The organism is Jeongeupia chitinilytica, assembly GCF_014652315.1.
In the GTDB taxonomy this organism is placed as follows: Bacteria; Pseudomonadota; Gammaproteobacteria; order Burkholderiales; family Chitinibacteraceae; genus Jeongeupia; species Jeongeupia chitinilytica.
This window is the reverse complement of sequence record NZ_BMYO01000002.1, coordinates 509,653-523,650: the sequence shown is the minus strand read 5'-3', so window position 1 is coordinate 523,650 and position 13,998 is coordinate 509,653. Positions and strand designations below refer to the sequence as shown.

General features: G+C 65.0%; 17 protein-coding genes. 10 read left to right on the top strand and 7 right to left on the bottom strand.

The genetic code is table 11. The features are described from left to right. Positions 1-250 precede the first annotated feature (250 nt). The 3 genes from IE097_RS05560 to IE097_RS05550 all read right to left on the bottom strand — a co-directional run bounded on the left by IE097_RS05560 (position 251) and on the right by IE097_RS05550 (position 2,134). A complete protein-coding gene (locus IE097_RS05560) occupies positions 251-553 on the bottom strand; it encodes a hypothetical protein (protein WP_189459146.1) in 303 nt (100 codons plus the stop codon). Positions 554-836: 283 nt separating this feature from the next. After that, positions 837-1,211 (bottom strand): hypothetical protein, encoded by a 375-nt coding sequence (locus IE097_RS05555; protein WP_189459145.1) that lies wholly within the window; start codon positions 1,209-1,211, stop codon positions 837-839. Beyond that, positions 1,211-2,134 (bottom strand): hypothetical protein, encoded by a 924-nt coding sequence (locus IE097_RS05550; protein WP_189459144.1) that lies wholly within the window; start codon positions 2,132-2,134, stop codon positions 1,211-1,213. Before IE097_RS05550 ends, IE097_RS05555 begins: the two co-directional genes overlap by 1 nt. A gap of 295 nt (positions 2,135-2,429) precedes the next feature. On the opposite strand from IE097_RS05550, the gene pyk reads away from it, so the two are divergent. Genes pyk through IE097_RS05535 form a run of 3 tightly spaced genes read left to right on the top strand, consistent with a single transcriptional unit; the run spans position 2,430 to position 5,505 of the window. Continuing rightward, positions 2,430-3,845, top strand: a complete 1,416-nt coding sequence (gene pyk, locus IE097_RS05545; protein ID WP_189459143.1) for a pyruvate kinase — start codon at positions 2,430-2,432, stop codon at positions 3,843-3,845. Between the two features lies 1 nt (position 3,846). After that, the gene (locus tag IE097_RS05540) at positions 3,847-4,581 is read left to right on the top strand and encodes a TSUP family transporter (RefSeq protein ID WP_189459142.1); all 735 of its coding nucleotides are present in this window, start codon (positions 3,847-3,849) and stop codon (positions 4,579-4,581) included. A 6-nt stretch (positions 4,582-4,587) separates the two neighbouring features. Continuing rightward, on the top strand, positions 4,588-5,505 hold the full coding sequence (locus IE097_RS05535) for an AEC family transporter (RefSeq protein ID WP_189459141.1): 918 nt from the start codon (positions 4,588-4,590) through the stop codon (positions 5,503-5,505). Positions 5,506-5,998: 493 nt separating this feature from the next. On the opposite strand, the gene IE097_RS19470 is transcribed toward IE097_RS05535, so the two are convergent. Further along, positions 5,999-6,130, bottom strand: coding sequence for a hypothetical protein (locus IE097_RS19470; RefSeq protein WP_268247081.1), 132 nt, complete (start codon positions 6,128-6,130; stop codon positions 5,999-6,001). A 201-nt stretch (positions 6,131-6,331) separates the two neighbouring features. Between IE097_RS19470 and IE097_RS05530 the strand changes: the two genes are divergently transcribed. Beyond that, positions 6,332-6,538, top strand: a complete 207-nt coding sequence (locus IE097_RS05530) for a hypothetical protein (RefSeq protein ID WP_189459140.1) — start codon at positions 6,332-6,334, stop codon at positions 6,536-6,538. On the opposite strand, the gene nudB is transcribed toward IE097_RS05530, so the two are convergent. Further along, on the bottom strand, positions 6,526-6,969 hold the full coding sequence (gene nudB, locus IE097_RS05525) for a dihydroneopterin triphosphate diphosphatase (protein WP_189459139.1): 444 nt from the start codon (positions 6,967-6,969) through the stop codon (positions 6,526-6,528). The genes IE097_RS05530 and nudB overlap by 13 nt on opposite strands. A 65-nt stretch (positions 6,970-7,034) precedes the next feature. On the opposite strand from nudB, the gene IE097_RS05520 reads away from it, so the two are divergent. The 3 genes from IE097_RS05520 to IE097_RS05510 are packed head-to-tail and all read left to right on the top strand — an operon-like array spanning position 7,035 to position 9,507. Further along, positions 7,035-8,252: an aminotransferase class V-fold PLP-dependent enzyme gene (locus IE097_RS05520; RefSeq protein WP_189459207.1), complete on the top strand. Its 1,218-nt coding sequence runs from the start codon at positions 7,035-7,037 to the stop codon at positions 8,250-8,252. Then, on the top strand, positions 8,249-8,698 hold the full coding sequence (locus tag IE097_RS05515) for a SufE family protein (RefSeq protein ID WP_189459138.1): 450 nt from the start codon (positions 8,249-8,251) through the stop codon (positions 8,696-8,698). The genes IE097_RS05520 and IE097_RS05515 overlap by 4 nt, the downstream gene beginning before the upstream one ends. A 59-nt stretch (positions 8,699-8,757) precedes the next feature. Further along, positions 8,758-9,507, top strand: coding sequence for a basic amino acid ABC transporter substrate-binding protein (locus IE097_RS05510; RefSeq protein WP_189459137.1), 750 nt, complete (start codon positions 8,758-8,760; stop codon positions 9,505-9,507). 43 nt (positions 9,508-9,550) lie between these two features. Here the strand turns inward: IE097_RS05510 and IE097_RS05505 are convergent, their stop codons facing one another. Then, positions 9,551-10,471 carry a LysR substrate-binding domain-containing protein gene (locus tag IE097_RS05505; RefSeq protein ID WP_189459136.1) on the bottom strand — a complete coding sequence of 307 codons (921 nt, stop codon included), beginning with the start codon at positions 10,469-10,471 and terminating at the stop codon, positions 9,551-9,553. Between the two features lie 146 nt (positions 10,472-10,617). Here IE097_RS05505 and IE097_RS05500 point away from each other — a divergent pair, with 146 nt between their 5' ends. From IE097_RS05500 to IE097_RS05490, 3 genes are all read left to right on the top strand, one after another. Beyond that, entirely contained in the window at positions 10,618-11,229 is a 612-nt protein-coding gene (locus IE097_RS05500; RefSeq protein ID WP_189459135.1) for an FMN-dependent NADH-azoreductase, read from the top strand. A gap of 121 nt (positions 11,230-11,350) precedes the next feature. Continuing rightward, positions 11,351-11,569 (top strand): hypothetical protein, encoded by a 219-nt coding sequence (locus IE097_RS05495; protein WP_189459134.1) that lies wholly within the window; start codon positions 11,351-11,353, stop codon positions 11,567-11,569. Between the two features lie 13 nt (positions 11,570-11,582). Further along, positions 11,583-12,155, top strand: a complete 573-nt coding sequence (locus tag IE097_RS05490; protein ID WP_189459133.1) for a pirin family protein — start codon at positions 11,583-11,585, stop codon at positions 12,153-12,155. Here the strand turns inward: IE097_RS05490 and IE097_RS05485 are convergent. Then, entirely contained in the window at positions 12,152-13,837 is a 1,686-nt protein-coding gene (locus IE097_RS05485) for an ABC1 kinase family protein (protein WP_189459132.1), read from the bottom strand. The genes IE097_RS05490 and IE097_RS05485 overlap by 4 nt on opposite strands. Positions 13,838-13,998 lie beyond the last annotated feature (161 nt).

Genomic DNA, 13,998 nt, shown 5'->3' with positions numbered 1-13,998 from the left:
GCAGGTAATAGGTTTGCATGGGGTACTTCCGGAAACGACAAAGCCCGCACTGGGCGGGCTCGGGTTGGTCGGCGTGTCGACCCGGAAAAGCAAAAACCCCGCGCTTTGCTGCGGCGGGGTCTGGTGAATCGTTTTTGCTAGGCGTGCGAAACCACCCTTTCCCGGGTAGACACGTGCCTTAGCGAAGGCGAATTGTTAAGCGAAAGATAGCGGATGGACTTGGTTGGCGTCGACAACAAATAATTCCATTTCATCCGGAACACTTCCTCGGCACGCGTGGCAAACGCAGCTGTTCGCACACCCTCTTGGGATTGGCCTTGAACACGTAGTGTTTACGCAGCAAGAGCCTCGTGCTTTCCGGCAGCGTGGCAATCACCGCCTCGACCCGCATGACTTCGTCCTCGTTCACGCTGCTTGGCCGCGATGTCGCGCCCGCCTGAATGCGCTCTTCCGGTGTCATGTACAGGCACGCCGCAAAACCGTTGCCTGGTAACGGGCAGGACCAGCGGCCCCAGTCATCCAACAGCCTGATCGCACCTTGAATATCCAACATCGTTCACTGCCTCCGTTAAATGCCCCGGAGATCACCTAGCCCGATCGTTGCCGGGCTTTGTTTTGACTACTCAGGCCGCTTTCGCAGCCAGCATTTCCTTCAGTTGTGCCACCGACGCAGCCGCAACCGCGGCATTGCCGCGCCTGTATTCGGGTGGCGGTACGTTTGCTGGCACCGCCGGGCAGGCGCTCGCCAGCCGCTTCGACAGCAGCCGTATCCAGTCGCCCTTGCTGCGGCCCCAGCGTGCCGCGGCGATCCGGTTCAGGCCAAAATCGCGTGCCGCCTAGTAGATCGCAGGTTGGCTCCACACGGCAGCGCCGAGGATCACCAGAGGTGCTTGTACCCGGGCTTCGTCGAACGCCGCCGCGAAGTCGATCGCCGGCAGTACCATGTCGGCCAGTTCGGCCAGTGACGGCGGCACCGAGTCGGCCCGCACAGTGGCCAACAACTTGTCGAGCACCGGCTTGAGCATCCGGTACTGGATGCCACGGGCGTAGAACAGTGCGGCAGCCGATTCGCCCCATACCACCTGTGAGGCCTCGTCCGGAAACTGCACCCGCCATTTGACGCCATACACCGCGGCGAACCGTTCCCACAGCACCCGCACGGCCACGAAGCCATCGGCACCAGCCGGGCGCAACCACGGATTGCGGGCCATCAGCGCCCTCCTGCATCGATGTGCGCAACCCGCATGGCCTGCCGGCCGATCCCGGCCGCCTGCAGCACGGCCTCGCGGAACAGCTGCGGCTGGGCGAAGTCCTTCTCGAACAGCCCGAAGGCTTCACCCTTGGTCCGGATGCCGGACCAGGAATCGAACCACGGTTTGCCAGCCGGACCTGCTGCAGTCAGCGGGACGACGTTCGATGCCCTCGCCGTCTGCAACACCTTGGCCAAGTAGGCCAGCGGCAACGCTTCCGGCGCTGGCTTGTACTTGCGGGCTGTCGCCACTGCCGACCGGAGCTCGTCGACCGAGACCCCGGCACTGGCCCAGCTGCGCAACTGGCCATGACAGGGTGACACCGGGATGCCCAGTTCGCACAGCACGGCCACCAGAGCGGTCAGGGTTTCAGGATCTTCCCTACCCGATCCTGTCTCGTCGGAAACCTCGAGATTTCCAACCATGGTCGAGTCCACAGATGATGATGATTCGGAGAGTAAAAACCCGACCTCTGATGTGTGCCGCTCACGGGCATTTCGGGTCTGTCCTTCATCCCCTGCAAACGCAGCACTGGCGCGGCTTGCAGCCCGCCCTTCATCCCAGCCCTTCATCTGCCCCTCGGATTTCGGACGCACGTCGGCCAGGGTCGCCAACGGGAGTGAAAAAACGAGATGTTTCGGGTCGTGCTTGCGCACCACCAGCCCGAGCCGTTCGAAGCGTTCGAGCGCGCAGCGCAGGCGTTTCTCGGTGGGTTTGACCGCCTTGGCCCGGCTGCAGGCTTCCGGGTGGCTCTCGACCGCTGCGGAGAGGCTCTGGTACGAGATACCGCGGGCACGACCGACGGGGCACCTCGCCAGAGACTCATGCGCAACCAGTGCGACCGCCACCCAGCCGGCAGCGAGGGAGTCATCCAGGATCGGCACGCCACCACCGGCATCGCGTGCGGCAAGAGGTCCCGAAAAATTCAGCGAGGCGGCGCAACGTTCAACCGCAACCTCATCCTTGTCCGCGTGTACACACCGTCTCCTGATGCACCGTGCGGGGCGGTCATTCCAGATCAATGGCTGACAAGCTCGGGACGCGCCATATGCTTACAAAAGCATATGGATTTCCATTTTTATGCAAAACAAGCATTAACAAGCAACAACTAAATATTTCACACTGAGTAAGTAAAAACCCATATTTTCGCAACAAATTCTTAACAAAGAGAGTGCGAAAATGTCCAAAACCAGTGTCGTCGCAACAATCGGTCCGGTTTCAAACAACCCCGCTACACTCAGTGCGCTGCGGCAGGCCGGCATGACCGTCGCCCGGCTGAACGGCTCGCATGGCACGCTCGACTGGCATGCCGCCACCATCCGGTTGCTGCGCGAAACGGTTCCGGATGTACCGGTACTGCTCGACATTCCCGGCCGCAAGATCCGTACGACGCAGTTGCGGGTCGAACCGTCATTCCTGGCCGGCGAAACCGTCATTCTGACCACCGACACCAGCCACGATGGCAGCCAGAAGGTGCCGGTGAACTACGACGTGTTCCATGAAAAGCTGCGCACCGGCGTGCGGGTGTACGCCGACGACGGCACGCTCTCGTTCATCGTCGACAGGATCGACGGACACGACGTCCACCTGCGGGCGGAAAATGCCGGCACGCTGAAGAGCCGCAAGGGCATCAACGTGCCGGAAATCGATCTGGGCCAGCATCTGGTGACCCAGCGCGACCGGGACATGATTGCCTTCGCCCGCCAGCACGGCGTCGATTTCGTCGGCATCAGCTTTGTCGAGAGCGCCGCGCACGTCGAAGCGATACGCGGACTGATCGCCGGCAACACGCCGCAGATCGTCGCCAAGGTCGAAAACCAGGGCGGTCTCGACCACCTTGAGGAAATCGCCCGGGCCACCGACATCATCATGATCGACCGGGGTGACCTGTCGGTCGAAACCAGCGTCGATCACGTGTCGCTCTACCAGAAACGCATCATTGCCGCGGCCCGTACCCACGGCAAACCGGTCATCGTCGCCACCGAGCTGCTGCACAGCATGATCGAGAACCCGCTGCCGACCAAGGCCGAGATCAGCGACGTCACCAACGCGGTGATCGACGGCGCGACCGCGGTGATGCTGTCGGGCGAAACCGCGGTCGGCAAGTTCCCGGTCGAGGCGGTGGCCAGATTGCGCAGCATTGTCACGCTGGCAGAGCCTCATCAGCAGCAACGCGCCGGCAATGCCTACGCGCCAGCCGACCTGCGTGCCGCGACCCGGGCGCTGGCGACGACGCTGCCGATCACCAAGGTCGTCGTGCTGTCGCGTACCGGCTACGCTGCGCGACTGGTGGCGATGGCCGGGATTCCGCAACCGATCTTCATTGTTGGCAGCGATCCGGCACTGGCCCGCGCCTGGCAGCTGCTGCCGGGCAGTGTCGGCATCCACCTGCCGGCGCTGCAAGTCGGTAGCGAGCGCGCCAGCACCATCGCGCTGCAGGCGCTGTGGCAGCAGGGCGTGCTCGACGAACAGGACATCGTGCTGGTCGCCCAGGCGGCCAGCGACAACGCGCTGTCCTCGCTCAACCAGCTGCATACGGTGCAGATCGGTCAACTGGCCACCGAGCAAGGCTGGCACGCTGCGGTGGAGGCCTGAAATGGACGCGATCTCGCTGCATGTGTTGCTGATTGCACTGCTCGCGGTGGTGCAGTCGCTGTTCGGGATGGGCATCCTGGTGTTCGGCACGCCGACGCTGCTGCTGCTCGGCGTCGACTTCACCGCCGTGCTGGGGCTGCTGCTGCCGTCGTCGGTCCTGATCTCGTCGATCCAGGTCGTCGCCGGCCGGCAACAGCCGTGGTCGGGCCGTGACCTGCGCAATATGGCGTTGTGCGCGGCAATCATCCTGGTTGCGCTGAGCGTGCTGATCCGGCTGAACTGGAAGGCCCAGATCGACGTGTGGATCGGCCTGACCATGCTTGCCGCCGCGGCCCTGCGCTACTGGCGGCCGCTGCAACGGCGGCTGCGGCAGGTGCTCGGCCGCTGGCAGGCCGGCTATGTCGCGCTGATGGGCACGCTGCACGGACTGACCAATATGGGCGGTGCCTTGCTGGCGCTCTACGCCAGCAATCTGCATCAGGACAAGCTGGCGATCCGCACCACGATCGCACGCTATTACCTGCTGTTCGGGCTGATCCAGCTGACGACGCTTGCACTGCTGCGCCCGGCCGCACTGTCGTGGCAGGGCCTCGCCGTGGCCCCGGTGGCGGCACTCGCCTATCTCGTCGCCGGCAACCTGCTGTTCAAGCGTGCCAGCACGTCGTTCTATGAAAGAGGCATCACCGTGTTCATCGCCATCTATGGCGTTGCGGTCCTGCTCAAAGCACAGTTCTGAAGCGCCATGCACAGTATTCTTGTCGCGCTGGCGCCGATCTTTCTGCTGATCGTCATGGGTTTCGTGCTCCGCCAGCGCAGGCTGCTGGCGGAGGCGTTCTGGCTGCCGTGCGAGCAGCTCAACTACTTCTATCTGTTTCCGGCGCTGATGTTCAGCCAGGTGGCCAAGGCGAACCTGGCGCAGTTTCCGGTCACGCCGATCGCCGTGGCCTTGCTCGGTGCCGTCGGCATCGGCGCACTGCTGCTGTACGCCTGGCGCGCTTGGCGCAAGCAGCCCGGCAGCGTCTTTTCCTCGGTGATCCAGGGTGCTCTGCGGCCAAACACCTACGTCGGCGTTGCCGCCGCTGCGGCGATGTTCGGCAATACCGGGCTGACGCTGACGTCGATCAGCATCGCCGTGGCGATTCCGCTGCTCAACGTCGCCTCGATCATCATCCTGGTGCGTTACGGCAACGGCGGCACGCCGTCATTCAGGCTCCTGGCCAAAGCGCTGGTGAAGAACCCGGTGATCAGCGCGGTGCTGCTTGGCGCGCTGTTCAACTTCAGCGGACTGAGCCTGCCGCCGGTGGTCGACCAGATGCTGACCATACTGGGCAGCGCCTCGTTGCCGTTGGGTCTGCTCGCCGTCGGTGCCGGTCTCGACGTCGAGGCCGCGCGAAGTGCACGCGGGCCGGTGTTGCAGTCGAGCCTGGTCAAACTGCTGCTGGTACCGCTGCTGACGCTCTGGTTCGGCATCGCGCTCGGGCTGAGCGGCCCGGCACTGACCACCATCGTGCTGTTCAATGCCCTGCCGTGCACGCCGTCGGCCTACATCATGGCCAAGCTGCTCGGTGGCGACCACCGGCTGGCGGCCGGCATCATCACCGTGCAGACCGCACTTGCGGCGATCACGATGCCGTTGATCCTGCTGCTGCCCCATGGATAAGTCGCAGCATCCGCCGTCCGGAACATGACTGAATGGTCCCGGCATGGCGGGCGGTGGTCGAGCCGGGGGAGGCGTCGCTTCCATCCGCAGAAAAAAGGCCGGCACACTGGATCGTGCCGGCCCTTCGGGTTGCCCGCCCCGGCCGTGATGACCAAGAAAGATCACCGGAGCTTACGAAGTCACGAGGTTTTCGATGCATGGAACAGCCCCGATGACTGGACTCGCGCCGACAGAAGCGTTTCGGTTCGAACATCGGGTTGCCGGCGACATAACGGCGGAACACATCCAACTGCGCGCTGGCGTTATCGTTGCGGAAGCGCCACGAATGCGCCAGCCCGATCCGGCCCGCCGACGGAGCTCGCCGCGCTGGCAGTCCGCATCGACCGACGGCAGCGCAGTCCCGTATGGGCACACCAACGGCCTCAGTACCGGAAATGCAAACGGCCCGCCTTTTCAGGGCGGGCCGTTTCGGGCCTGAATCAGGAGGTGCGAATCAGCCGAACGCACCCAGCGCATACGCCAGCAGCATCACCACGCAGGCAATCAGCGGTGCATTGAACTTGAGCAGGGTCACAACCGGCACCGGCTTGCGCTCGGCGTGAACATGGGCTTGGGCGTGGATCATGAGGCGCTCCTGAGGATCGGATTGACCCAGCCATGATGCAGCCCATGCCGCCGGCAACATTTGCGCCATATCAACACTGCATACTTTCGGACGACACGCCGTCGCCATGCGAGGCAAGTCGACTAGACTGAAGGCTACGCGCAGCCTCGCCCCAGGGCGGCGACTGCGATCCGGACCACCGCTCATCCGACAGGACGCACCATGGTTTATGAAGAAAAACCGCCGGTAGAGGGACTGCACATGAAGCTCGACGTGCGCAAAGGCGAACCGCGCAAGCAGCCGGCCGCGCCGGCCGCGGAGCGCCCCGCGACGCACCGGGTCGACGTCAGCCTGCAGAAACCGTTCGATCCGGCGATCAGCGACCTCTACGACCCGGACCGGCCGCCGGACGACGTTCAGCCGGCGTAGCGCACCGGCAACTGGCGAATGGCCTCGGCGTTCGACGGCGAAAACACCATGTCGGCCGCCTCCGGCCACGCCACCCAGCGGTAACGGCCATGCTCGGACGGCGACAGCGTCACCGGCAACTCGTCGGGGACCAGCAGCGAAAACACGTGCTCGGTGTTGCGCGTAACGCCGGGCGCGTAGCGATGGCGCCAGACCGGGAAAATCTCGTACTCGTTGCTGTGCTGCCAGTCGCTCAGCACGTATGCCGAGGTGTCGATGCCGGTTTCTTCGAACACCTCGCGCTGCGCGGTGGCCAGCAGCGCTTCGTCGTCCTCGCGACTGCCGGTGACCGACTGCCAGGCGTCGGCGAAGTCGCGCCGCTCGATCAGCAGCACCTTGAGGCCCGGCGTGTGAATCACGACGAGCACGGAAACCGGTTGTTTGTAGGTCATGGGCGGCATTATACAATCGCCGTCCGCCTCCACCGTCCTTCCTCAGTCACGAGCAGCCGATGCCGATGAATGCGCCCTTTCCTGCCGTCCGCATCCGCGACGAATTTCCGGTCTTCCGGCACCACCCGGACCTGATCTACCTCGACAACGCCGCAACCACGCACAAGCCGCTGGCGGTACTCGACGCCGAGCGCGACTTCTACGAAACCGCCAACGCCAACGTCCATCGCGCCGCGCACCGGCTCGGCAGTGCCGCGACCGACGCGTTCGAAGGCGCACGCCACCGGATTGCGACCCATCTGAATGCCGCTCACGCCGACGAGGTCATCTTCACCCGCGGTACCACCGAGGCGATCAATCTGGCGGCGAACAGCTGGGGCCGGGCCAACCTGCGCCCCGGCGACGTCATTCTGGCGTCGGTGCTCGAACATCACGCCAACATCGTCCCGTGGCAGCTCGTCGCGCAGCAGACCGGCGCGGTCGTGCGGCCGATTCCGCTCGGCGCCGACGGCAATATCGATCCGGCGGCATTCGGGGCGCTGCTGACCGCGGAGGTCCGGCTGGTAGCGCTGACGCACTGTTCGAACGCGACCGGCGTCCTGCCGCCACTGCAGCCGATGATTGCCGCCGCGAAGGCCGCCGGCGCACGGGTCCTGATCGACGGCGCGCAGGGCATCGCCCATGCCGGTGTCGATGTCCGGGCGCTCGGCGCCGACTTCTATGCCTTCTCCGGCCACAAGGTATACGGTCCGACCGGGGTCGGCGTGCTGTGGGCACGTCGCGAACTGCTGGCGCACATGCCGCCGTGGCAGGGCGGTGGCGAGATGATCGATCGCGTGAGTTTCGACGGCACCACCTTCGCCGAACCGCCGTTCCGCTTCGAGGCCGGCACGCCGCCGATTGCCCAGGCCGTCGGCCTCGCCGCGGCGCTGGACTGGCTCGACCGGCACGATCGCCCTGCCTTGCTGGCGCACGAAACCGCGCTGCGCGACCGCTTCGAAGCCGGCCTCCAGTCGCTGGACGGCATCCGGATTCTGGGCGCCGGCACGGCGCGGGGCCCGATCACTGCCCTGGCGTTCGACCGCGTGCACCCGTACGACGTGGCGCAGTTCCTCGACGGGTACGGCGTGGCCGTGCGTGTCGGCCAGCATTGCGCCGGCCCGCTGCACCAGTGGCTGGGCCTGAACGGCAGCCTGCGGGCCTCCTTCGCCGCCTACAACACCGGGGCGGATGTCGATGCCGCACTGGCGGCCCTCGCCACGACACTGGACATGCTGGCATGAACACCTATCCGTCACCGTTCGACCACCCTTTCGGCACCGTACTCGACCGCGATGCGCTGGCCGAACGCCTGACTGCTGCCGCGGGCTGGGAAGCGAAGAACCGCCTGCTGGTCCAGCTGGCGCGCGAACTGCCGGCCCTGCCGGATGCCTACCGCGATGACGAACACCGTGTCGCCGGTTGCGAAAGCACCGCCTGGCTGGTCATCGACAGGCAGGCCGGCCGGCTGCTGCTCGCGGCCGACAGCGATTCGCGCATCGTCAAGGGGCTGCTGGCCCTGCTGCTCACCGCCTATCACGGCCGGACGCCGGCAGAACTGGCCGGTTTCGACTTCGAACAATGGCTGGTGACACTGGGCCTGCAGCGCTTTCTGACCGCGTCACGCGGCAACGGCCTGCGTGCCATGGCCAGAATGATTCACGCGGCGATTGCGGAATTCTCGCATTGACCACGGCATAAGGGCGCGGGGATGCTTCCAAGCACAAACCGAAGAAGGAAGCGTTGCCCATGAAATCCGCCCGTTCCCTGCTGGCCAGCCTGATTGCCTGCGCCTGCGTCATCGCACCGGCCACCGCCTCTGCCCGCACCTATACCGCCGGTGCCGAAGCGACGTTTGCCCCGTTCGAGTCGCTGAACCAGAAGCGTGAAGTCGTCGGCTTCGACGCCGACATCATTGCCGCCATCGGCAAGAAGGCCGGCCTCGACGTCAAGATGGTCAACACCCCATGGGAAGGCCTGTTCATGAGCCTGAACAACGGCGACATCGACATTGCCGCTTCGGCCATCACGATCACGCCGGAACGCCAGAAGACCATGGACTTCAGCCAGCCCTACTTCGAGGCCCAGCAGCTGATCGTCGTGCCGGAAGGCAGCAAGATCGCGTCGATGGCCGACCTCAAGGGCAAGAAGGTCGGCGTGCAGACCGGCACCACCGGCGACATCGTGTCGCAGGACGCCTTCGGCAAGACCACGCCGAACATCCGCCGCTACGAAAGCATCACGCTGGCGATCCAGGAACTGCGCGACGGCGGCCTGCAGGCCGTGGTCGGCGACAATGCCGTGGTGAAGAACTACCTGAAGAACAACCCGGGTGCCAAGTTCAAGCTCGTCGACGACAAGAGCTTCAAGAAGGAGTACTACGGCATCGCCGTGCGCAAGGGCAACAAGCAGCTGCTCGACCAGATCAACAAGGGACTCGGCGCCATCAAGGCCGACGGCACCTACCAGACGATCTACAACAAGTACTTCGGCAAGTAAGCCAAACATAAAAACCCGGCATTGCCGGGTTTTTTGTTGTTCATCAGTCCCGTGCGAAGCGGGCCGCCGCTTCATCGCACATCCGCTCGCCGAGAAAATCGAGCAGCGCCCTTACCGCCGGCAACAGTCCGCGCCGGCTGGGATACACCGCGTGGACGATACCGGGCTGCGGCGACCATTCGGGCAGGACCTGCACCAGCGCGCCGGATTTCAGCTGCTCGCGGCACATGAAGTCCGGCATCAGCGCCATGCCGACGCCCCCCGCCGACGCCTCCCGCAGTGTCTGCAGGTCCTCGGCCACCAGCCGGGGATAATGACTGAACAGGTATTCGGCGCCGCCCGGCCCGAGTAGCGGCCACTGCGTGCGACCGTCGCTGTCGCCCAGCGCCACCGTATCCAGCCACGACAGCTCCTCGGGCGCGCCCGGTTGCCCCTGCCGCAGCAGCTGCTCGGGGCTGGCGACAAGGATGGTCCGGCTGATGCCGAGCTTCTTGACGACCAGCGTCGCGCTGTCCTGCAGCGCAGGACGCACCCGCAGGGCGACGTCGACGCCTTCCTCGATCACGTCGATCGCCCGGTTGGCGATCAGCATGTTGAGCCGTACCTGCGGATAGCGCGCCATGAACTCGCCGAGCAGTGGCGCCAGCGACCATTGCGCCAGCGTCACCGGGCAACTGATCCGCAGCGTGCCGCGCGGCTCGCTCTGGATTTCCTGCACCGCCTCCTCGGCGGCCCTGGCTTCGTCGCGGATCGCCAGACAGTGCCGGTAGTAACGCTCGCCGGCGTCGGTCAGCGCCAGCTTGCGCGTCGTCCGCTGCAGCAGCCGCACGCCCAACCGCGCCTCAAGCTCGGCCACGCGCCGCGACAACCGTGACTTCGGAATGCCGAGGCTGCGGCTGGCTGCGCTGAACCCGCCCTGACCGGCGACTTCGGCAAAGAAATACATGTCGTTCAGATCGAGCATGGTGCCCCCGCCCGGAAACGGGCCCCGTCATTGTCCTACCAGCAGGACAATGTATCGCATTTTTGCCGGCTTATCGCGCATTCGATGCAGGGACACAATACGTCCATCGCATCAACGCGACCCGACACCAACAGGAGAGCCCCACCATGAAGCTGCTGCACATCGATTCCAGCGTACTTGCCGACAATTCGGTTTCGCGCCAACTGACCGCCCGCATCGCCCGCGAATGGGTCGCAAAAAACCCGGGTACCTCGGTTGATTACCTCGACCTGGCCGAGGAAGCGCCGACCCACCTGTCGCTCGACTCGCTCGGCTTCCGTCTCGGCCTCGACGCCGAACAGCTGACCGACGTGCAGCGTGCCGAAAACCAGCGTACCGAAGCGTTGCTGCAGCAGTTCCTTGCCGCCGACGTCGTCGTCGTTGGCGCACCGATGTACAACTTCTCGGTGCCGAGCCAGCTCAAGGCATGGATCGACCGCGTTGCCCAGGCCGGCCGCACCTTCAAGTACACCGAAAACGGCCCGGTCGGCCTGGCCGGCGACAAGACCGTGATCGTCGCATCGTCCCGCGGCGGCTTCTACTCGACCAGCGACGCAATGCGCGCCCTGGATCACCAGGAAAGCTACCTGAAGACCGTGTTCGGCTTCTTCGGCATCACCAACGTCCGTTTTGTCCGCGCCGAAGGCATGGGCATGGGCGATGCGGTGAAGAACGAATCGCTTGCCGCTGCGGAAAAGGAAATCGCCGCACTGGCCTGACCGCCCAACGCGACGCAAGCCGCCACAGAACACAAAAGGCCCACGAGGCCGAAACCGGCCGGCGCCAACCCGGCGCCCGGCCCGACGCGCCCACCACGCGCAATCACTGGAGCAAAACACCATGAAAAAGCTGTTGACCCTTGCCGCCTTCGGCGGTCTGCTGAGCCTGTCGCAACTGGCCAGCGCCGACGCGATGCCGAACCAGTTCGACGGTAGCCGCGCCAACTTCAGCGGCGGCACCACCGTCGCACAGTCGGGCTACGCTGCAGACCGCAGCGCGCCGCAGGACCGGCTCGAATGGCTGCACAAGCAGGCCGGCCCGGGCTCGGCGGCAGGCTGAACGGGAACCGATCATGCCCACTTCCGAAGCGCGCTTCGACTCACGCCAGGCCCAAGCGACCTGGCGTTTGTTCGACGAGACCCGCCCGCCCTGCGCCATTCCCAGCCTGATCTATCTGCTTGAGGGCTCGGACGGCCGGCTGCTGCTCGACCACGACGAGGCTCTCTATCCGGGCGGCCTGTATGTCGGTCCGCAGGCGCTGGCACCGCGCATCGAAACCGGCAGCACCGTCCGCGGCATCCAGATCGCCATACCGACGACCGGCGCGCAGCGGCTGTGCAAGACGCAGATTCCGGTGGTGATTGCGCCGGGCACGCGGACGCGCTTGCTGGCGGGCCGAATCAATACCTGCACCTCGCCACTGCCCTGGCCCGGCGCGCTGATCGACTTGCGTCTGGACACCGGCATCGGCTGGACCTCGCCCTGCGATCAAAGCGCCCGGATCATCGTCCTTGCCGGCGAGCTGCAGGCCGACGACACGCCGATGCCGGCCGGCGGCGAGTACGCGCTTGCCGGCGCGGCAACCCTGTACGCCGGTCGCCGCAGTCACGCACTGGTCTGGCTCACGCCGCGCGCTGACGCCTAGCGTTCGTCCTTGCCCGATACCCAGATCGAGAACACCAGCCACACGGTGTTGAAAAAGGCGATCAGGAAGCCGAGGAAGCCGAACGCCGGCAGGCCGAACAGCATCGGCCCCGACTTCACCGTCATCACGATCGACGAACCGATGATCAGCGCGCCGGTGACGATGCCCATCGTCAGACGGTTGGCGCTCTTGGCCAGCTGGCTCCCGAAACGGTCGAGCCGCTTCAGGTCCAGATCGACGCGCAGGTTGCCGCGCCGCGCCTGCTTGATCAGCTTGCCGATGTCGCGCGGCAGTCCGGCGACGAGATGGAAGGCCTCGTACAGCCCGTCCTTGCCCTTCTTGTACAGCGCCTTGGGCTGAAAGCGCGCCAGGATCACCTCGCGCACGAACGGCGTCAGGTGCGGCACCATCTGGAAATCCGGATCGAGCTGGCGCCCCAGCCCTTCCAGCGTCACCAGTGCCTTGAACAGCAGCGTCAGGTCGGCCGGCAGCGTGATTTCGTGCTCGCGCATCAGGCTGGCGATGTCGCCCAGCAGCGCGCCGAAACGGATGTCCTTGAGCGGCAGGTTCTCGTAATTGAACATGAACTCGGCGATGTCGGCAGCAAGCTTTTCCTCGTCGACGATGACCTCGCCGGTCCACTCGAGCAGCACGGCAAGGATCGCATGCTCGTCGCGTTCGGCCAGCGCCGCCAGCAGGTCGACGATCTGGTCGCGACGCGGATGCGGCAGCCGGCCGACCATGCCGAAATCGAGGAAGGCGATCTGGTTGTCCGGCAGGTACTTGACGTTGCCCGGGTGCGGATCGGCGTGGAAGTAGCCGTCGATCAGGACCATCTTCAGCACCGCATCGGCACCGCGTGCCGCCAGCACCCTACGGTCGAGACCGGCGGCATCGACCGTACCGAGGTCGTTGCCGGCCACGCCGCCGATCCACTCCTGCACGTTCAGCCGCTCCGACGTGTACGCCCAGTGCAGCTGCGGAATGTGGATTTCGGTACTGCCGGCAAAGTTCTGTGCAAAGCGCTCCTGATTGCGCGCCTCGGACGACAGGTTCAGCTCGCGCCGCAGCGAGCGGGTGAACTCCTCGGCGATCTTGCGTGGCTGGTAGCGGCGGGTTTCGGGAAACTCGAACTCCATCAGACCGGCAATGTGCGCCAGGATGCGCAGGTCGGCCTCGATCTTGGCGGTAATGCCGGGCCGGCGCAGTTTCAGTACGACGTCGCGGCCGTCCTTGAGCCGGGCGCGGTGCACCTGCGCGATCGATGCCGAACCGATCGGCGACGGATCGAGCTCGGTGAACACGTCGTGCGGATCGCAGCCGAGGATCTCGGTCAGCTCGGGCAGGATCTGCGCGAACGGCAAGGACGGGACATTGCTCTGCAGCTTCTCGAACTCGGCGATCCACTCGGGCGGAAACACGTCGACCCGGGTGGCAAACACCTGGCCGAGCTTGATGAAGGTCGGCCCCAGTTCTTCGAGTGCACGGCGTACGCGTACCGGCGGCTCCAGCGCCTCGATCCCGTGATCGCCGGGCAGATGCAGCAGATCGGCGCCGCGTTCGAGCCCCTTGGCCAGTCCCAGCCGATGCACCAGATTCCCCAGTCCGTGCCGCACCATGACGGTGATGATTTCCCGAACGCGCGGCAAATCCCGCATGACCGAGAAGGTTTCTTTCAACACGGATGAACTCTCCCTGTGATTTTGTTGTCAGCCTTTATGCCGAACGGTACCGGCGTTGCGCCGGCCGTTCCGAATTCCCGAGACCCGCACAGGGCAGGCATCGGCTTACAGCCTCGAATATTAGGCTTTACAGCTTTTTTGTACATCCGATACATTCCAGA